General features: G+C 70.4%; 19 protein-coding genes and 1 pseudogene. 12 read left to right on the top strand and 8 right to left on the bottom strand.

Features of this window, described 5'->3' with window-relative positions:
* The first annotated feature begins 9 nt into the window (after positions 1-9).
* Genes ACYVGQ_RS13210 through ACYVGQ_RS13170 form a run of 9 tightly spaced genes read left to right on the top strand, consistent with a single transcriptional unit; the run spans position 10 to position 8,512 of the window.
* Positions 10-1,620, top strand: coding sequence for an ABC transporter substrate-binding protein (locus ACYVGQ_RS13210; RefSeq protein WP_460785103.1), 1,611 nt, complete (start codon positions 10-12; stop codon positions 1,618-1,620).
* Position 1,621: 1 nt separating this feature from the next.
* Positions 1,622-2,587: an ABC transporter permease gene (locus ACYVGQ_RS13205; RefSeq protein ID WP_460785102.1), complete on the top strand. Its 966-nt coding sequence runs from the start codon at positions 1,622-1,624 to the stop codon at positions 2,585-2,587.
* Positions 2,584-3,468, top strand: a complete 885-nt coding sequence (locus ACYVGQ_RS13200) for an ABC transporter permease (protein ID WP_460785101.1) — start codon at positions 2,584-2,586, stop codon at positions 3,466-3,468. Before ACYVGQ_RS13205 ends, ACYVGQ_RS13200 begins: the two co-directional genes overlap by 4 nt.
* Positions 3,465-4,460, top strand: a complete 996-nt coding sequence (locus ACYVGQ_RS13195; RefSeq protein ID WP_460785100.1) for an ABC transporter ATP-binding protein — start codon at positions 3,465-3,467, stop codon at positions 4,458-4,460. The genes ACYVGQ_RS13200 and ACYVGQ_RS13195 overlap by 4 nt, the downstream gene beginning before the upstream one ends.
* The gene (locus ACYVGQ_RS13190) at positions 4,457-5,227 is read left to right on the top strand and encodes an ATP-binding cassette domain-containing protein (protein ID WP_460785099.1); all 771 of its coding nucleotides are present in this window, start codon (positions 4,457-4,459) and stop codon (positions 5,225-5,227) included. The genes ACYVGQ_RS13195 and ACYVGQ_RS13190 overlap by 4 nt, the downstream gene beginning before the upstream one ends.
* On the top strand, positions 5,224-6,246 hold the full coding sequence (locus ACYVGQ_RS13185; RefSeq protein ID WP_460785098.1) for a P1 family peptidase: 1,023 nt from the start codon (positions 5,224-5,226) through the stop codon (positions 6,244-6,246). Before ACYVGQ_RS13190 ends, ACYVGQ_RS13185 begins: the two co-directional genes overlap by 4 nt.
* A gap of 3 nt (positions 6,247-6,249) precedes the next feature.
* The gene (locus ACYVGQ_RS13180; protein WP_460785097.1) at positions 6,250-6,894 is read left to right on the top strand and encodes an FMN-binding negative transcriptional regulator; all 645 of its coding nucleotides are present in this window, start codon (positions 6,250-6,252) and stop codon (positions 6,892-6,894) included.
* The gene (locus ACYVGQ_RS13175) at positions 6,891-7,985 is read left to right on the top strand and encodes a C45 family autoproteolytic acyltransferase/hydolase (protein ID WP_460785096.1); all 1,095 of its coding nucleotides are present in this window, start codon (positions 6,891-6,893) and stop codon (positions 7,983-7,985) included. Before ACYVGQ_RS13180 ends, ACYVGQ_RS13175 begins: the two co-directional genes overlap by 4 nt.
* Positions 7,982-8,512: a hypothetical protein gene (locus tag ACYVGQ_RS13170; protein WP_460785095.1), complete on the top strand. Its 531-nt coding sequence runs from the start codon at positions 7,982-7,984 to the stop codon at positions 8,510-8,512. Before ACYVGQ_RS13175 ends, ACYVGQ_RS13170 begins: the two co-directional genes overlap by 4 nt.
* A 22-nt stretch (positions 8,513-8,534) precedes the next feature.
* On the opposite strand, the gene purH is transcribed toward ACYVGQ_RS13170, so the two are convergent.
* The 5 genes and pseudogenes from purH to ACYVGQ_RS13145 all read right to left on the bottom strand — a co-directional run bounded on the left by purH (position 8,535) and on the right by ACYVGQ_RS13145 (position 13,276).
* Complete coding sequence (purH, locus tag ACYVGQ_RS13165; RefSeq protein ID WP_460785094.1) at positions 8,535-10,142, bottom strand: bifunctional phosphoribosylaminoimidazolecarboxamide formyltransferase/IMP cyclohydrolase; 1,608 nt, start codon at positions 10,140-10,142, stop codon at positions 8,535-8,537.
* 26 nt (positions 10,143-10,168) lie between these two features.
* A complete protein-coding gene (gene purN, locus ACYVGQ_RS13160) occupies positions 10,169-10,756 on the bottom strand; it encodes a phosphoribosylglycinamide formyltransferase (RefSeq protein ID WP_460785093.1) in 588 nt (195 codons plus the stop codon).
* Between the two features lie 21 nt (positions 10,757-10,777).
* Complete coding sequence (locus ACYVGQ_RS13155) at positions 10,778-12,151, bottom strand: cell division protein PerM (protein WP_460785092.1); 1,374 nt, start codon at positions 12,149-12,151, stop codon at positions 10,778-10,780.
* Positions 12,152-12,381: 230 nt separating this feature from the next.
* Positions 12,382-13,122, bottom strand: a complete 741-nt coding sequence (locus tag ACYVGQ_RS13150) for a hypothetical protein (protein ID WP_460785091.1) — start codon at positions 13,120-13,122, stop codon at positions 12,382-12,384.
* A 47-nt stretch (positions 13,123-13,169) separates the two neighbouring features.
* Positions 13,170-13,276: pseudogene (locus ACYVGQ_RS13145) on the bottom strand.
* A 12-nt stretch (positions 13,277-13,288) separates the two neighbouring features.
* Here ACYVGQ_RS13145 and ACYVGQ_RS13140 point away from each other — a divergent pair.
* Complete coding sequence (locus ACYVGQ_RS13140; RefSeq protein ID WP_460785090.1) at positions 13,289-13,699, top strand: hypothetical protein; 411 nt, start codon at positions 13,289-13,291, stop codon at positions 13,697-13,699.
* A 234-nt stretch (positions 13,700-13,933) separates the two neighbouring features.
* Here ACYVGQ_RS13140 and sucD read toward each other — a convergent pair whose 3' ends face one another.
* Both sucD and sucC read right to left on the bottom strand, forming a co-directional pair.
* Positions 13,934-14,836: a succinate--CoA ligase subunit alpha gene (gene sucD / locus ACYVGQ_RS13135; RefSeq protein ID WP_460785089.1), complete on the bottom strand. Its 903-nt coding sequence runs from the start codon at positions 14,834-14,836 to the stop codon at positions 13,934-13,936.
* Between the two features lie 20 nt (positions 14,837-14,856).
* Positions 14,857-16,023, bottom strand: coding sequence for an ADP-forming succinate--CoA ligase subunit beta (gene sucC / locus ACYVGQ_RS13130; protein WP_460785088.1), 1,167 nt, complete (start codon positions 16,021-16,023; stop codon positions 14,857-14,859).
* A 129-nt stretch (positions 16,024-16,152) separates the two neighbouring features.
* On the opposite strand from sucC, the gene ACYVGQ_RS13125 reads away from it, so the two are divergent.
* Both ACYVGQ_RS13125 and ACYVGQ_RS13120 read left to right on the top strand, forming a co-directional pair.
* A complete protein-coding gene (locus tag ACYVGQ_RS13125) occupies positions 16,153-16,815 on the top strand; it encodes a TetR/AcrR family transcriptional regulator (RefSeq protein WP_460785087.1) in 663 nt (220 codons plus the stop codon).
* Between the two features lie 134 nt (positions 16,816-16,949).
* Positions 16,950-18,185: an acyl-CoA dehydrogenase family protein gene (locus ACYVGQ_RS13120; RefSeq protein ID WP_460785086.1), complete on the top strand. Its 1,236-nt coding sequence runs from the start codon at positions 16,950-16,952 to the stop codon at positions 18,183-18,185.
* 6 nt (positions 18,186-18,191) lie between these two features.
* On the opposite strand, the gene ACYVGQ_RS13115 is transcribed toward ACYVGQ_RS13120, so the two are convergent.
* Positions 18,192-18,692: a hypothetical protein gene (locus ACYVGQ_RS13115; protein ID WP_460785085.1), complete on the bottom strand. Its 501-nt coding sequence runs from the start codon at positions 18,690-18,692 to the stop codon at positions 18,192-18,194.
* Positions 18,693-18,713 lie beyond the last annotated feature (21 nt).

The following is an 18,713-nucleotide window of genomic DNA, read 5'->3' as shown; positions in this document are numbered from 1 at the left end:
AACACCGAAATGCACACCGCAGCTCGAACCGGGGCGGTGATCGCGGCCGTCGCGATCCTCGCCCTCACCGGATGCACCGCCGGCGCAACGCCGGAAGCCACTCCGACGCAGGACGAGGCCGCCCCCGGCTTCCTCGCCGTCGCCGACGACTCCTTCCAAGGTGGCGGCGACCTCGTCGTCCAGGTCGACTACGACACCGCGGAAGCGAGCGGACTCGACCCGCAGGGCGCGGCGACGGCGCGATCCTGGATGATCGAGGGCCTCGTCTACGAGACGCTGACGACCATCGATGAGAACCTCGACGTCGCCCCGGGACTCGCCACGAGCTGGGAGGCCCCGAGCGACACCGAGTACGTGTTCACGCTCGCCGATGACGCGGTGTTCTCCAACGGCCGCGCGATGACGGCGGACGACGTCGTCGGCAGCATCCAGCGCCTCCTCGACACGCCGACGACCTGGACCGGACAGCTCGGGCCGGTGTCGTCGGTGCTGGCGACGGGCGATCTGGAGGTCACGATCACCCTGTCCGAGCCCTACGCCCCGTTCCTCGCCGCCCTGGCCAACACACCGGCCGCCGTGCTCCCGATCGCGGAGATGGCGTCGGGGGAGGTCGACATCACCGCCGAGATGCTCGGAACCGGGCCGCTCGTCGCGACGGCCCATCGCCAGGACGAGCAGTGGACGTTCGCTCCCAACGAGCATCACCCCGACGCGGATGCGCTCGGCTTCTCGACCCTGAGGCTCGACATCGTCGGGGACGAGGCGACCAGAGCCGCCGCGCTGCGCGACGGCTCCGCCGACTTCGCGGTGCTCAACTCCATCGACTCCGCCGAGCTGCTCTCCAACGCGGCGCAGGTGACGGTCGTCGGCCAGCGGAACACCGACTTCCACTATCTGATGATCAACTCCCTCACCGGCGACGAGGCGCTGCAGGACCAGGACGTGCGCTTCGCCCTCAACAGCGCCATCGACCGGGAGGCGATCGACGAACTCGCGTTCGGCGGCTCCACCGCCGCAACCGGAGTCACCCCCGCGGGCCTGCCCGACGCCTGCATCCCGGCCGATCTGCCCTCCGCGACGCACGACGTCGCCGCCGCGAAGTCCGTGATCGACGGCATCCGCGGGCTGGAGCTGAACCTCCTCGTCTACACGGACGAGCCCGTGCTCGCGCAGATCGCGCAGGTGATGCAGCAGAACCTCGCCGAGATCGGGGTGACGGTGCAGATCGAGCAGCTGGACTACGCGACATACTCCGACCGCGTCTACGGCAGCCCCGCAGACTTCGACCTCGCGCTGAGCTGGTTCGCCGGGTATGCGGACCCCGCCATGGTGACGACGTGGTGGAACCCGGAGGTCGCCGGCTTCTCCTCGGTGTTCATGAAGGGCTCGGACGAGCTCGACGGCTTGATCGCGGACGGCTATGAGACCGAGCCGGGCGCCGATCGCGCCGAGGAGTTCGGGAGCCTGTGCCGCATCGCCGACGAGCAGAGCGAGATGGTGCCGCTGGTGCTGCGCCCGTCGACCCTCGGCTGGAACACGGGATCGCTGTCCCCGACCCTCGGCGCCGACGAGGGCTACGGGAACTTCCTCCGCTACATCACCGAGTTCCGCGCGAACTGACATGTCCGTCGCTCTGTGGTCGATCCGGCGCATCGGCGCCGCGCTGGTGACGCTCCTCACCGTCTCCGTGCTGATCTTCGCCTCCGTGCGGCTCATGCCGGGCGACTACATCGACCTCGTCCTGGGTCCGCTCGCCACCGAGGCGCAGCGGGCCCAGGCGGTCGCCGCGTCCGGCCTCGACGCCCCCGTGGTGGAGCAGTACCTCCGCTGGGTCGCGGGGGTCCTCACCGGCGACCTCGGATACTCCTTCGTCTCGAACGTCTCGGTCTCGGAGGAGTTCGGCGCCCGGCTGCCGGTCACCGCGACGATCGCCCTGCTCACGGTGGTGATCACGCTGCTCGTCGGCATCCCGCTGGGCTTCGTCGCGGCGCTGCGGACCGAGGGCTCCGCGGGAGCGGTCGGCCGCGTCGTCAGCGCCCTCGGGATCAGCATCCCGGAGTTCCTCCTCGCCGGCCTCGCCGTCTTCGCCTTCTCCACCCTGGGACTGGGGCTGTCGGTCGGCCGGTTCGCCGCGCTCTCCGTCGATCCGGCGCGCTTCTTCGGCGCGTTGGTGCTCCCGGTCGCGGTCCTGTCGATCGGCTGCGTCGCCGTGGTCGCCCGCAACACCAGGGATGCCGTCATGAACGTGCTCGTGGAGCCGCACGTGCAGGCGGCCGTCGCACGGGGCGAGTCACCGGGGTTCATCGTCCGTCATCACATCCTGCGCAACGCCGCCGCACCCATCCTCACCGTCGTCGGGACGCTCGTCGCCGTCCTGCTCGGCGGCACCGTCATCGTCGAGTTCGTCTTCGACATCCCCGGGATGGGCTCCTACCTGCAGACCGCGCTCGGCCGGCGCGACTACGCGATCGTGCAGAGCGCGGTGCTGCTCGCCGCGATCGTGTTCATCACCGCGAGCCTGCTCGTCGATCTGATCGCCAACGCGCTGGATCCCCGCCTGCGCCTCACCGGAGGGAACAGTCGATGACCGTCACCCCCACCGCCGCCCTTCGCGTGCGCGCCGCGACCCAGGCGACCCGCGGAGCCTGGCGCCGCAGCGACGCCGTGCTGCGCACGGCGATCATCCTGCTGACCCTGATCGTCGCCGTCACCCTCGTGGCCGTGCTCACCGGAGCGTCCGGTTCGACGAGCGCGACGATCGGCGGACGGCTGGAGGGACCGTCGGCGCTCGCCCCGCTGGGCACGGACAACCTCGGTCGCTCCCTGATGCCCCGGCTCTTCCAGGGCATCACGACCACGCTCGTCATCTCGATCGCCGCCGTCGCCTGCTCCGCGATCGTCAGCACCGTGCTCGGCATGCTCGCGGGCTACTACGGCGGCGCCGTGAACGAAGTCGTCATGCGAGCGGCCGACGTGCTCTACGCCTTCCCCGCGCTGGTGCTCGCCATCCTCGTCTCCGCCGTGCTCGGCCCTGGCCGCCCCGCCGCGATCGTCAGCATCGTCGTGATCACGATCCCTCTCATGACGCGCGTGGTGCGCCTCGCGACGCGGGCCGTCGCCGAACGGGACTTCATCGTCTCGGCCCGGATCAGCGGGGTGCGCACCCCGGCGATCTTCGCCCGTCGCCTGCTGCCGAACATCGCGGGCACGATCGCCGTGCAGGCGAGCTACGCGCTGTCCGTCGCGATCCTCGTGGAGGGCGGGCTCAGCTTCCTCGGCTTCGGCGTGCAGGTGCCGGAGGCGTCCCTGGGGCTGCTCATCCAGCAGGGGATGCTGTACATGACGCAGGCTCCGCAGCTGCTGATCATCCCCGGCGTCGTCCTGGTCGTCTCGATCCTGTGCATCAACATCATCGGCGACGGACTGCGCGACCGCTTCGAACCACGAGAGACGAGGTCCCTCCGATGACCGCCGTGCGCATCAAAGACATCGCCCTCGACTTCACCGGCGCCAGCACGGTGCGCGCCCTGGACGGGGTGGATCTGGAGGTCGCCGAGGGCAGCTCGATGGCGATCGTCGGGGAATCGGGGTCGGGCAAGTCCACCCTCGCCTCGGTGATCGGGCGCCTGCAGCCGAGGTCGGCGCGGATCGTGCGCGGCGAGCTGGAGGTCGACGGCAGGGACGTCCTCGCGCTCGACGACACCGCGTTGCGGATCTATCGCCGCGACACCCTCGCGTACATCGCGCAGGACCCGATCGGCTCTCTCGACCCGACGATGCGGATCGGCCGGCAGCTCGGGCTCGTGCTGCGCGCGGTCGGCGACGACGCTTCGCGGGGTCGCCAGATCGCCCTGCTCGACGCGATGCGCATCGCCAACCCCGAGCGCGTGATCCGGCTCTTCCCGCACCAGATCTCGGGCGGCATGGCGCAGCGGGTGGCGATCGCGATGGCGATGTGCCGGCGGCCGAGGCTGCTCATCGCGGACGAGCCCACCGCGGCGCTGGACAGCCAGGTGCGTGAGGAGGTCATCCGGCTGCTCTTCGAGCAGGCACGGTCCCAGGGGACGACGATCCTCTGGCTGAGCCACGACCTTCCGGCCGTCGCCCGCTGGTGCGACGACGTGGCGGTGATGTACGCCGGGCGCGTCGTCGAGCGCGGGCCGGCGGCCGCGGTGCTCGGCAGTCCGCTGCATCCTTACTCCCGCGCGCTCGCGGCCACCGATCCGTCGCGGGCGAAGCAGGGCGAGCGGCTGGCGAGCATCCCCGGCTCTCCGCCCGTGCTGCACGAGGAGTCGCACGGCTGCGCCTTCGCGCCGCGGTGCCCGTACCGGATCGACGCGTGCGACGACACCCGCCCGGAACCGGCCTCCGCACGGCACAGCCTGTGCCTGCGCACGGAGGATCTGCGGGCCTCGACCGCCCCGAAGGGCCGAAACGCTCGGAAGGAGGTGTCCGCATGACCGTGCTCCCGGTCCCCGTCGTCGAGGTCGACGACGTCGACGTCACGTTCGCCTCCGGATGGGGCGCGAATCGGCGCGAGGTGAGGGCGATGTCCCACGTCTCGTTCTCCGTCGCACCGGGTGAGACCCTCGGCCTCGTCGGCGAGTCCGGATCGGGCAAGTCCACCACGGGCGCGATCGTGCTCGGACTCCAGCGCCCGGACGCCGGCGGGGTCCGTTTCCAGGGAGCCGCGCTGGCGCGGAGCCTGCGCTCGCGCGCCGGGCGGATGCAGGCCGTGCTCCAGCATCCGCGCTGGGCGCTCGATCCGCGATCGACGGTGCTCTCCTCCGTGCTGGAGCCTCTGCTCGTGCACGAACGGCGCACGGCGGCGACCGAGCAGCGCGCGCTCGCGATGCTGGAGCAGGTGGGTCTGTCGTCGGCATTCGCCCAGCGGCGTCCGCATCAGCTCTCGGGCGGCCAGCTCCAGCGCGTCAGCGTCGCCAGAGCGCTGGTCACGCACCCGGCCTTCATCGTGTTCGATGAAGCCGTGAGCGCTCTCGACGTCTCCGTCCAGGCGCAGATCCTCAATCTCATCCGGGACCTGCAGCAGGAGCACTCCTTCGCCGCCCTGTTCATCTCCCACGATCTCGCCGCGGTGCGCTACATCTCGCACCACGTCGCCGTCATGCGCGCCGGCGAGATCGTCGAGCACGCGCCGACCGCGGTGTTCTATGACCTGCCCAGCCATCCCTATTCACGTCAACTGTTCCAGGAGCTCTCATCGTGACCCACGCCCCGCGCCTCGCGCCCGTCCTGCCTGCCGGACCCCGCCGATCGAACGGAGGCTACGCGTCGCTCTCGCCCGTGCACGGCACGGACCGCGGCCAGGTGGAGTACGACTTCCCCGGTGTGCTGCTGGGAACGGCGGAGTACGCGGAGGGGCCCACCGGCGCCACCGTCGTCGCCATCCCCGCCGGCGCGAGGACCTTCACGGATCGACGCGGCGGGGCGGTCGGGGCCAGCGGACTGTACGGCTACAACCATGCGATCTGCCTCGCCGGCGGGTCGGTCTACGGCCTCTCCGCCGTGGCGGGCGTCTCCGAAGCGCTGTTCGACCGCGTCGATCACCGTTCCGGCTTCGATCAGCTCCAGCTCGTCTCCGGGGCGATCATCTACGACTACTCCGTGCGCGACAACTCGGTGTTCCCGGATACCGCACTGGGGAAGGCGGCTCTGCACGCCGCGCGCGAGGGGGTCGTCGAGGTGGGCCGGGTGGGAGGCGGGGCTTCGGCGTCGTCCGGCAAGGTCGACCCGTCGCGCGTGGAGTTCACCGGTCAGGGCGCGGCGTTCCGCCAGGTGGGCGACGTGAAGGTCCTCGTCGTCACCGTTCTCAACCCCTACGGGGTGATCCTCGACCGCGACGGGCGCATCGTCCGGGGCAACTACGACGCGGCCACCGGCGAGCGCCGGCACCCCGCGCTGGACCACGAGGACGCCCTCGGCGAATCACGCCTGGTGGACTCGATGTCGGGGAACACGACCATCACCGCGGTCGTCACGAACGTCCGTCTCTCGGACGTGGAGCTCAAGCAGTTCGGGCTCCAGGTGCACAGCTCCATGCATCGCGGGATCCAGCCGTTCCACACGCCGCTCGACGGGGACACCCTGTTCGCGCTCACGACCGATGAGATCGCCCTCCCGGCCGATCCGGCCACCTCTCGGGGACGACTGTCGCTGAACTCCACCGCCGTGGCGACCCTGGCGGGCGAGGCCGCCTGGGACGCCATCCTGTGCGCGGCGGGCTGAGCCGTGTACGAGTTCGAGAAGTACCGTGCCCCGTCCCAGGACGAGGTGAACGAGCTGGTGCGCCGGCATCCCTTCGCGCTGATCGTCTCGAACGGCGGCGGCGCCGACGGCGCCCCGACGGTCACCCACACGCCGGTGATCGTCGAGCGGATGGCCGGCGACGGCGGTCTGGTCGGCGGCGAGCTCCTGGGGCACATCGCCCGCCGCAATCCGCACTGGCGGCAGATCGCCGACGGCGAGAGCGTGCTCCTGGTGTTCTCCGGCCCGCACGGCTACGTCTCCCCCACGACGTACGCCGATGATCCGAACGTGCCGACCTGGGACTACGCGGCCGTGCATCTCACCGCGCATGCGACAGTGCTCGAGGATCCCTCGGACGGGATGCACGTCGTCACCCGCACCGTCGCCGAGCTCGAGCAGCTGGAGCCGACCGCGTGGGACATGACGGGTTCGCTGCCCACGTTCGAGCGGATCGTCGGCGGCATCGTCTCCTTCCGCTTCGCCGTCGTCGAGCAGCGTGCGGTCTTCAAGGTCAGCCAGGACAAGCCGCGGGAGGTGCGCCGCCGCGTCGCCGCCGCGTCTCGCGCCGGGGGATGCCCGTACGGCGATGTCGCCGCCCTGGTCGAGCGGATCGGAGGGGACGAGTGATCATCCACGAATGGTCTGCCCACGACCGCGGAGCGCGCGCCGAGGGGGCCCGGTTCGGCGCGCATTGGGCCGCTCAGCTCAGCGGGGCGCGGGACTCCTACCTCGAGCTGTTCGCCCAGTCCGGAATCACCGAGGACCTCGCGCGGCGGATCGCCGACGGGTGCCGCGTCGCGACCGAGGTGCATGCACCGGAGACGGCCGAGGAGTTCGCCGGAATGGCGGAGGGCAGCGGGCTCTCGCTCTCCGACGTGTATCTGCTCGCCGCGCGCACGGAGGTCCTCGCCCGCATGACCGCGTCGATGGAGTGCTCCACGGTCGTGCACGTCCCGGACGACGGCGCCCCGCCGCGGACCCTGCAGACGTGGGACTGGCACGAGACGCTCTCGAACGAGACCGTCGTGCGGCGCCTGCGCAGCTCCGCCGGCACCGGCATCGTGACCTTCTGCGAGTTCGGCCAGCCCGCCAAGATCGGCGTGAACGACCGCGGACTGGGGGTGCATTTCAACATCCTCCACCACCGCTCGGACGGCTCCCGGCCCGGTGTGCCCGTGCACGTGCTCGTCCGGATGGTCCTCGAGCGCGCGCGGACGATCGATGAGGCCGCCGAGATCGCGAGGGGCGTGCCGCTCGCGGCGTCGAGCGTGCTCACCGTGGTCGCCTTCGACGGACGCACCGCGGAGTCCGCGGCGATCGAGGTCTCCCCCGCGGGGGTGGCCGTGCTGCGCGCGCCGGCCGGGGGAGTGCTCGCGCACACCAACCACTTCCTCGACGAGAGGCTCGCCGCCGGCGAGTACTCGCCGTACGAGACCACCAGCGTGCCGCGCTACCGATGCCTGGTCGACGCCGGGGATCTCGCGCGCATCGCCGACGATCGGCAGCGCGCCCTCGCCTTCGGCGCGATCCCGGACGCGCCGATCTCGGTGCGCGCGCGGCAGGATCAACCGGCGCACCTGAGGTGGGAGACGAAGCTCACCATCGCACTGGACGTCGCGGACCCGGGTGTGGCCTTCGCCGCCGGAGCGCCCGCGGACGTCGCCGCGGCCCCGTGGCGGAGGATCGGGGTGTCCGAGAGCATCGCGGCGGAGCGGTGAGCGACCTGCTGCATCTGTGCGCCGTCGTCCCCGCAGCCCTCGGTGCGGGCGCGCTGTGCGGGGTGAAGCACGGCAGCGGTGCGCCGGAACGGCTGGCCGCGATCCTGATGCTCCTCGGCATGGCCGATGCCATGACCTCGACGATCCTGACCCCGGTGGCATGGTTCGCGGTCATGGTCCCCGCCGGGATCGGGCTGGCCGCGTGGCGCAGGTGCATGCCCTCCGGGACCGCGGGGACGGGCGGGCGGGGGTCCGCCGCCGTGTCGACCCATCTGGCGCTCGGATTGATCGTCACCGCCGCCCTGATCCTCTTGATGCCGACAGGGTCCGCCCCCGCGACCGCTGCGGCCTCGGGACACCACGGCGGCATCAGCGCGATGCCGGCGGTCCTGTGCGCGGGACTGGTGCTCGGCTCGGTGGCGTTCACGGCCTCAGCGCTGCGCACGGACCGCGCCTGGCATCATCGACTGCATCATGTCGCCATGGCGGGATCCACCGTCGCGATGGGCGCCGTCGTGCTCTCCTGACGTCGTCCGCGGTGCGCCGGGATCAGTGGAAGAAGTGCCGCTCCCCGGTGAAGAACATCGTCACCCCCGCGGCCTCCGCCGCCGCGATGACCTCGTCGTCGCGCACCGAGCCGCCGGGCTGGATGATCGTCGTGATCCCCGCGTCGATGAGCACCTGAGGCCCGTCGGCGAAAGGGAAGAAGGCGTCGGATGCCGCGACGGAGCCGGCCGCGCGGTCTCCCGCGCGCTCGACCGCGAGCCGGCACGAGTCGACCCGGTTGACCTGCCCCATGCCGATGCCGACCGTGGCGTTCGCCTTCGCGAGCACGATCGCGTTCGACTTCACGGCGCGGCAGGCCTTCCAGGCGAAGATGAGGTTGCGCATCTCCTGGTCGCCGGGACGTTCGCCCGTGATCAGCTTCCAGTTCGTGGCCACGGACTCGATGTCCGCGGGGAAGCGGTCGGCGTCCTGCAGCAGGAGGCCGCCCGACACCAGTCGCACGTCCATCTGCTCCTGGCGCCAGTCGGCCGGCAGCTGAAGCAGCCGCAGGTTCTTCTTCGCCTTGAAGACCTCCAGGGCGGCCGGCTCGAAGGCGGGGGCGACGATGACCTCGGTGAAGATGTCCTTCAGGTTCTCGGCCATCTTCAGCGTCACGGTGCCGTTCGTGGCGATCACGCCGCCGTACGCCGACACCGGATCGCACTCGTGCGCACGCAGGTGGGCGCTGGCGATCGGGTCGAGGGCGTTGGGCGCCGTCGTCGCGATGCCGCACGGGTTCGCGTGCTTCACGATCGCGACGGCCGGCATCACCATGTCGAAGGCGGCCCGCAGCGCGGCATCCGCGTCGACGTAGTTGTTGTACGACATCTCCTTGCCCTGCAGCTGCACCGCCTGGGCGATGCCATGCCCGCCGGCGCGAGTGTAGATCGCACCGCGCTGGTGCGCGTTCTCGCCATAGCGCAGCGTGGCCAGGCGCTCGGCCTTGATGGTGAGATGGGCCGGCAGCTCGCCCCCGTCGCTCAGCGTCCCCTCGGCGAACCAGGCCGCAACGGCCGTGTCGTAGGCGGCGGTGTGGGCGAAGGCGCGGGCCGCGAGCTCGCGGCGCTGGGAATGCGTGGTGCCGCCGCCGGCGACGGCGTCGATGATCGCCGGATACGACTCCGGCGAGACGACGATCGCGACGTTCGCGTGGTTCTTCGCCGAGGCGCGGACCATCGCCGGTCCCCCGATGTCGATCTGCTCGACGACGTCGTCGCCGAGCGCGCCTGCGGCGACCGTCTCGACGAAGGGGTACAGGTTCACGACGACGAGCTCGAACGGCGAGATCTCCAGCTCGGCGAGCTGGCGCTCGTGGTCCGCGAGGCGGAGATCGGCGAGCAGGCCGCCGTGGATGCGGGGGTGCAGGGTCTTCACGCGACCGTCGAGCATCTCCGCGACACCGGTCACCGAGGCGACGTCCGTGACCTCGAAGCCCGCGTCGCGGATCGTCGACGCCGTCGACCCGGTCGAGACGATCTCGACCCCCGCGCCGACGAGGGCCTCGGCCAGGGTCAGCAGATCGGTCTTGTCGCTCACCGACACCAGCGCGCGCCGGATCGGCACCACATCGCGGTCGCGGTAGAGAGAGGGATCGTGGCGAGGACCGGCCATGGAATGCTCCTTCGTACGGGGATGGATCAGGAAACGGCGGTGAGATCGAGGGAGCCCGCGGCGATCCGGCGGACGACGTCGATGAGCAGCCGGCGCTCGACGGGCTTGATGCGCTCGTGCAGGGTGTGCTCGGTGTCGCCGGGCTCCACGGGTACGCGCTCCTGCGCCAGGATCGGCCCCGAGTCCACGCCGTCGTCCACGACGATGACGCTCGCGCCGGTCTCCGTGACACCGGCGGCGAGGGCGTCGCGCACGCCGTGCGCTCCGGGGAACTCGGGCAGGTACGCGGGATGCGTGTTGATGATGCGCGGCGCGTAGCGTCCGACGAGGGATGCGGGCAGCAGCCGCATGAGTCCGGAGAGCACGATCAGATCGGGCTGCCACACGTCGAGCTGGCGCCCCAGCTCCTCGCCCCACGCCTCTCGGCTCTCGAAGGACCGGAACGGCACGGCGAAGCTCGGGATGCCGAACTCCTCCGCATGCGCGATGCCCTCGGCGTCGCGATCGGCGCCGACCACGACGATCCGGGCGGGGAAGTCGGGATGGCGAGCGGCCTCGAGGAGGGCCCGGAGATTCGAGCCTGTGCCCGAGATGAGAACGGCGACCGTGAGCACCCGGTCAGTCTAGCGGGGGGATCAGGCGCCGTTGTCCCCGCCGGGTCGGCCGAGGAAGCCGGACTCCTCGATCGGCGCCGTCTCGTCGTCGAAGGGCGAGGTCGCGGCATGCGGAGCACGGATCGGCTCGTCCACGGCCACAGGGGATGCTCCCATCACCGCGGTCCATCGATCGATGCGCTCCTCCGCGAGCTCGTCGCGATGCCGGGGCGAGAGCAGGAGGATGGCGGCCCCGACCAGGACCTCGCCGCCCAGGGCGAGGGCGAGCATCCCCGCATCCGGTCCGACCTCGGCGAGACGGCCGGGGCCGATCGACCCCGACGCCGCCACTCCGGCGATCGCCGCCGCAGCGGCGACCAGGAGCGGAATGCCGAGTGCGATCGCCGCACGCGGACGCCAGTCGCGGGCGGTGTCCTCCCAGACCAGGCGGGAGCGGACCATCCATCCGGCCACGGCGCCGGCGGCCACGGGCAGGAGCACGACGATGAGCATCCAGATCGAGCCGCCGTCCGGCAGCAGGCCGAACAGGGGGATGCCGGGGACGACTCCGAGCTGCGTCCCGACCGGCGAGACGGCGGTTCCGGCTCCGACGGCGAATCCCGGCCCTGCGAGCCAGGACACGGCCCAGACGACGAGGGTCGGCAGATAGGCGAGCTGGGCGAGCGCGATCATGCTCGCGCCGAGCACATCGACGTGCGCGCGCTCGAACAGCGCGATGACCTCTCCCCCGCGCAGCAGCACCATCGCGGTCACCGCGAGCGCGCCGACGCCGGTCAGCAGCACGAGCGCGATCGCGGCGCCCCGTACGATCTCGGCGGGCACCGCGCTGAAGTCGCCCCAGGAGTCGACGACGTCGTGCACGCGGTCCACGACTCCCTCATCCCCCTCGCGCCACGCGTGCTGCACCGCGCCGGCGAGCGCACCGGCGAAGTAGACGCCGACCGGGACGGCGATCCCGAGGATCGCGGACGTCCGGGCTGCGGCAACCTGCGCCGTGACCGCGACGAGCGCCGTGATGACCGCGAAGACGACCGTCCCGCTCAGCACGCCGAGCAGCCAGGATCCCGAGCGCGCCGCCCTCGCGCCGGAGCGGGCGGCGAAGAACAGCGTGAAGATCGCGAAGGCGAGCGGCGTGAGGGAGAGCGCGAACTCCGCGGCCTCCTGCGAGACGCCGACCGCGACGAGGATCTCCGGGGAGATCACGATGTCGAGCGGAACACCCTGGCCGAACTGCCAGAGCGTTCCCGCCACCGGCCAGAGGGCGCCCCAGTCGGCGGCGCTGCCGAACGCGATCGTCCACAGCAGCGTGAGCGGCGCGAGCAGCACGGTCACCCCGACGGCGGCCGCGATGGCGGCGTCGAGGGCGGCGAGGAGCACGACGAGGAGGCGTTGCATGACTCAACGAGACTACGACGAGTTGCGGACGACTTTTCGGGGGCGCGCGCGGGAGCCCGCACGGTCTATCGTCTTTCCTGGAGGTTCCCTATGACAACTGCCCCTGCGTCCACCCCGAACGACGTGCGCGAGCCGAAGAGCGCCTTCGATCGCTTCTTCGAGATCTCGAAGCGCGGCTCCACCATCGGCACCGAGGTGCGCGGAGGTCTGGTGACCTTCGTCACGATGGCCTACATCGTGATCCTGAACCCGATCATCCTGACGACCACGACGGACGTCGACGGACGCGCACTGGAGTTCCCCGCCGTGGGAGCCGCGACCGCGCTCACGGCCGGCGTCATGACGATCCTGTTCGGCGTGGTCACCCGGCTGCCGTTCGGCTTCGCCGCCGGCCTCGGGATCAACGCCTTCGTCGCATTCTCCGTCGTCGGCCAGGTGTCCTGGGCCGAGGCGATGGCGCTGGTCATGATCAACGGCGTCATCATCGTGCTGCTCGCCGCGACGGGACTGCGCAAGGCGATCTTCGATGCCGTGCCGATCCAGCTCAAGCTGGCGATCACCGTGGGGATCGGGCTGTTCATCGCCTTCATCGGCTTCGTGAACTCCGGCTTCGTGACGGCGACGGGGAACGCCTCTCCCCCGGTGGGCCTGGGCGTCGGCGGATCCGTCGCCACCGTCCCGACTCTGCTCTTCGTGGTGACGCTGCTGCTGACCGGCGCCCTCGTCGCGCTGCGCGTCAAGGGCGGCCTGCTCATCGGCCTCGTCTCCGGGACCGTGCTCGCGGTGATCGTGGAGGCCGTCTGGCATCTCGGTGCGGCCGCGGACGGCAACGCCGGCGGCTGGAGCCTCACGGTCCCGGCCCTCAGCGGCTCGCCGCTCAGCATCCCCGACCTCAGCCTGATCGGCGACGTGGACTTCGCGTTCGACCTCCAGCGCGTCAGCGCCGTCGCCCTGGTCATGATCGTGTTCACGCTCGTGTTCTCGAACTTCTTCGACGCGATGGGGACGATGACGGGGCTGGCGAAGGAGGCGGGACTCGCCGACGAGAAGGGCGACTTCCCGCGCATCAAGTCCGCGCTGATCGTCGAGGGCGTCGGCGCGATCGCCGGCGGCGCGACCTCCTCCTCCTCCAGCACCGTGTTCATCGAGTCCGGCGCCGGGATAGGCGAGGGCGCCCGCACGGGCTTCGCGAACATCGTCACGGGGGCGATGTTCCTCCTGGCGATGTTCCTGACTCCGCTCACCTCGATCGTGCCGACCGAGATCGCCGCCGCGGCGCTCGTCATCGTCGGGGCGATGATGATGGCCCAGATCAAGAACATCGACTTCGCGGACTTCCGCGTGCTGCTGCCGGTGTTCCTCACGGTCACCGTGATGCCGCTGACCTACTCGATCGCGAACGGCATCGGCGCGGGCTTCGTGAGCTGGGTGCTCGTGCACGCCTTCTCCGGCAGGGCCCGCTCCATCCATCCGCTCCTGTGGGTCGTTGGCGTCGGCTTCATCCTGTTCTTCGCCCGCGGTCCGGTCGAGGCCCTGTTCGGCGCTTGACGAAACGGCAAGGGGACGGATGCTCCGGCATCCGTCCCCTTGCCGTTTCCGCGCCCGCACGGCGTCACCACCCGGCGGCCGACACGCCAGATATCGGACCGAACGGGCGAACGGGTCCGACATCTGGCGTGTCGGCCCCCATCGTGTGCGCCTCGCCCGCGAACTGCGCGCCGTGCCCCGGGCACGAGAAAGGCCCCGGGGTGGAGCCCGGGGCCTTCGCGACGAGTCTAGCGCCTAGAGCGCCTCGATGATGGCGCGCATGAGGTCGGCGGTCTCGGACGGGGTCTTCCCGACCTTGACGCCGGCGGCCTCGAGGGCCTCCTTCTTCGCCTGCGCGGTGCCCGCCGAGCCGGAGACGATGGCGCCGGCATGGCCCATGGTCTTGCCCTCGGGCGCGGTGAAACCGGCGACGTAGCCGACGACCGGCTTCGTCACGTTCGCCTTGATGTAGTCCGCGGCGCGCTCCTCCGCGTCGCCGCCGATCTCGCCGATCATGACGATCGCCTTCGTCTCGGGATCGGCCTCGAAGGCGGCGAGCGCGTCGATGTGCGTCGTGCCGATGACCGGGTCGCCGCCGATGCCGATGGCGGTGGAGAAGCCCAGGTCGCGCAGCTCGAACATCATCTGGTAGGTCAGCGTGCCCGACTTCGAGACGAGCCCGATCGGTCCCTTGCCGGTGATGTTCGCCGGCGTGATGCCGACGAGCGCCTCGCCGGGGGTGATGATGCCGGGGCAGTTCGGGCCGATGATGCGGGTCTTGTTGCCCTTGCTCTTCGCGTAGGCCCATGCCTCGGCCGAGTCGCCCACCGGCACGCCCTCCGTGATGACCACGAGGAGCGGGATCTCGGCGTCGATGGCCTCGATCATCGCGTCCTTCGTGAACGCGCCGGGGACGAAGGCGATCGACACGTCGGCGCCGGTCTCCTTCATGGCCTCGGCGACGGAGGCGAACACCGGCAGCTCGACCGGGTTGCCGTCCTTGTCCGTGTGCGAGACGGCGGTGCCGGCCTTGCGGGCGTTCACGCCGCCGACGACCTGCGTGCCGGCCTTGAGCATGAGCGCGGTGTGCTTGGTTCCCTCACCGCCCGTGATGCCCTGGACGATGACCTTGGAGTCCTTGTTGAGGTAGATCGACATTTCCTTGTCCTGGTCCTAACTCAGGCGTTCGCCAGCTCGGCGGCCTTGTCGGCGCCCTCGTCCATGGTGGCAGCGAGGGTCACGAGCGGATGGGCGTACTCGGCGAGGATCGCACGGCCCTCGTCGACGCGGTTGCCGTCCAGGCGGACGACGAGCGGCTTGGACGCCGTGGCGCCGAGCGTCTCCAGGGCGCCCTTGATGCCGTTGGCGACCGCGTCGCAGGCGGTGATGCCGCCGAAGACGTTGACGAACACGCTCTTGACCTGCGGGTCGCCGAGGATGACGTCCAGGCCGTTCGCCATGACCTCGGCCGAGGCGCCGCCGCCGATGTCGAGGAAGTTCGCCGGCTTCACTCCGCCGTGGTTCTCGCCGGCGTAGGCGACGACGTCGAGCGTGGACATGACGAGTCCTGCGCCGTTGCCGATGATGCCGACCTCGCCGTCGAGCTTGACGTAGTTCAGGCCGCTCTTCTTGGCCTTGGCCTCGAGCGGATCCGCGGCATCCTTGTCCTCGAGCGCTTCGTGCTCGGGGTGGCGGATCTCACTGGCGTTGTCGTCGAGCGTGACCTTGCCGTCGAGGGCGATGATCGAGCCGTCCTCGGTGCGCACCAGCGGGTTGACCTCGACGAGCGTGGCGTCCTCGCCCTTGTAGACCTCGAAGAGCTTCACGAAGACGTCGGAGACCTTCTCGACGAGGTCCTCGGGGAAGTTCGCGGCCTTCGCGATCTCGACGGCCTTCGCCTTGTCGATGCCGACGATCGGGTCGACCTCGACTCTGGCCAGGGCCTCGGGCTTCTCGACGGCGAGCTGCTCGATCTCCATGCCGCCCTCGACGGAGCACAGCGACAGGTACGACCGGTTGGCACGGTCCAGCAGCACGGAGAAGTAGAACTCCTCGGCGATCGCCGCGCCCTGCGCGACCATGACGCGCTTGACGACGTGGCCCTTGATGTCCAGGCCCAGGATCGCCTTGGCCGCCTCGTACGCCTCTTCGGGGGTCTTGGCGACCTTCACGCCGCCGGCCTTGCCTCGTCCGCCGGTCTTCACCTGCGCCTTGACGACGACGACACCGCCGATCTTCTCAGCCGCCGCTTTCACCTCCTCGGGAGTGTCCGCGACGATACCGGCGAGAACCGGCACCCCGTACTTCTCGAAAAGGTCTCGTGCCTGGTACTCGTAGAGATCCACGTGCAGTCCTTCGCTGGTTGCGGCGGGTGGGACGCGACAGAATGTCGGTTGCCGATCGTTGAATCGGCCCGATCCCCCAGCCTACTACCGTCTGTCATCATGCTTTCGCCGCGGTCTAGGCTTCTGCCCATGCACGAATCCGCAGAACCGCGCTCCGCCGTCGTCGCCGCAGCGCTCGAGCTGTTCCGGGCCCAGGGGTACGATCAGACCTCCGTGGAGCAGATCGCGAAGGCGGCCGGCGTGAGCCGCTCGACGTTCTTCCGTCAGTTCGGCGGCAAGGAGGATGTCGTCTTCGCCGACCACGAGGTCCTGCTCGACGAGCTGCGCGACTTCCTCGCCGAGGGGCATGACGACCCGTGGACGGCGGTGTGCGAGGCGTCCGAGCACGTCTTCTCGCACTTCGCACGCGATCCGGAGATGGCGCGGCAGCGCTATCAGGTCGTCCGGCAGATCCCCGCGCTTCGCGAGAGGGAGATCATCACGGTCTTCCGCTACGAGCGGCTCTTCGACGACTATCTGCGGCGGGCGCTGCCCGGCATCGACCCGCTGGATGCCGTCGGCTTCGCCGCACTCGTCACCGCCGTGCACAACCATGTGCTCAGGCGGCTGCTGCGCGACGTCAAGAAGGTGCCGGTGTCGACGCTGCAGACCGCGCTCGCGGACGTCCGCCGCCGGTACGGGGTGGGAGCGGATCCCGCCGCACCGTCGACGGACGACCTCGTCGTGGCGGTGTTCCCCCGGTCGATGCCGGTCGCCGAGCTCACCCGCCGTCTCGGCGCCGAGCTCGCCTGACCCATCGAGACTGCGACACCACGCCGAGCCGCATGCGTATCGCTGCGGTCTCGGCGTGGTGTCGCAGTCTCGATGGGGTGGGACTGAGTTTCAGGACAGAGAAACCGAGTTCCGCGCGGGGGTAGAGTGACGTCATGAGCGATGAAGCCCCCTCCTTCCCCGGCGAGCGCGTCTCGGGCTACGACACCACGTCGCGGAGGGACACGGACTACTACGCGGTCTTCGACGGCATCCCTGACGCCGACCGCGAGGCCTGGGATCGCGCCAAAGCATACATCGACGAGGTCGGCCCGCAGATGGCCGAGGCCTGGGACAAGGGCGAGTACCCCCTCGCAGCCGCCCGTCGGATGGGCGAGATGGACCTCGTCGCGGACGGCATCCGGCATCCCTCGCTCACCCCGATGTCCCCGCTGGCCGCGGGACTCGTGAACATGGAGATCTCCCGCGGGGACGGCTCCCTCGGCACCGTCCTCGCCGTGCAGGGCGGGCTCGCTCTGCGCACGCTCGCGCTGTTCGGGAGCCAGGAGCAGCAGGAGAGATGGCTCGTCCCGCTCTCCGACGGCTCCGTCCTCGGGTCCTTCGCGCTCACCGAGCCCGATCACGGATCCGACTCGGTCTCACTGGAGACCACCGCCCGTCGGGACGGCGAGGAATGGGTGATCCGCGGCGCGAAGAAGTGGATCGGCAACGGCGCATCGGGAGGCATCACGTTCGTCTGGGCGCGTGTCGACGACCCCAACGCCGCCGAGCACGGCGCCGTGCGGTGCTTCCTCGTCGAGCAGACCGCGCCCGGATACACCGGCACGGTGATTCCAGGCAAGGGCTCGCTGCGCGCGATACACCAGGCGCACATCGTGTTCGACGACGTCCGCGTGCCGCTGGAGGCGGTCCTCCCCGGCACCCGCAGCTTCAAGGACGCCTCCGTGGTGCTGTACGCCACCCGCTCCGGCGTCGCATGGTCGGCGCTCGGCCACGCGACCGCCTGCTACGAGGCCGCATTGTCCTATGCGCTCGAGCGCGTGCAGTTCGGCAGGCCGCTGGCGAGGTTCCAGATGGTGCAGGAGCGCCTCACGCACATGCTGGAGGACCTCACCGCCATGCAGCTGTACTGCCGTCGCCTCGCCGATCTGGAGACGGCCGGCGAGCTTCGGCCGACACAGGCGTCCCTGGCCAAGTTCCACAACACCCGCGCGGCGCGGCGCATCGCGGCGACGGCGCGCGATCTGCTCGGCGGCAACGGCATCCTGCTCGAGAACGGCGTCATCCAGCACATGGCCGACATCGAGGCGATCCACACCTACGAGGGCACGGAGAGCGTGCAGGCGCTTCTCCTCGGCCGGGACATCACCGGGATGAGCGCCTTCGCGTGAGACGACTCAGCTGCAGCCGCACGTCCCAGACGGCGTGCGCGTCATGAAGCAGACGTCGCACACCCCGTAGTCGCGCTCCTCGAGCTTGGTCGCCCGCGGCGCGCCCGAAGCGGGCGTCGCTTTCCTGGGCGCCGAGGCCCGCGGCGCCCGAGGAGCTGAGACGCGCCCCGGCACGGCGGGGAACTCGCTGGGATGCGTGACGAAGAAGTACGGTGCGCGGCCGTCGCTGGGCTGCAGCCGCAGCACGGCCGAGCCGACGACGATCGTCTCGTCCTCGGTGAAGCCGTTGGTGTAGGTCCTGCCGATGTGCAGAGCCGCGCCCTGCCCGAGACGGATCGCCTCGATGTAGCGGCCTCGGTCGATGAAGCTCGAGATGCCGACGGCATCCGTGATCGCCTTGATGAAGGCGTGGTTCGCGGGATCGATCCGATGCGCGCGAAGCGCTTCGGGAAGATTCCGATAGGGACGGGAGGTGCCTGCGGGGGTCGGCCCCTGTGCTTCGTTCATTTGACTCCAGCTTCTCACGTC

This window comes from Microbacterium tumbae (assembly GCF_054780175.1).
The sequence above is the reverse complement of the archived record's forward strand: the minus strand, read 5'-3'. Positions and strand labels throughout refer to the sequence as shown.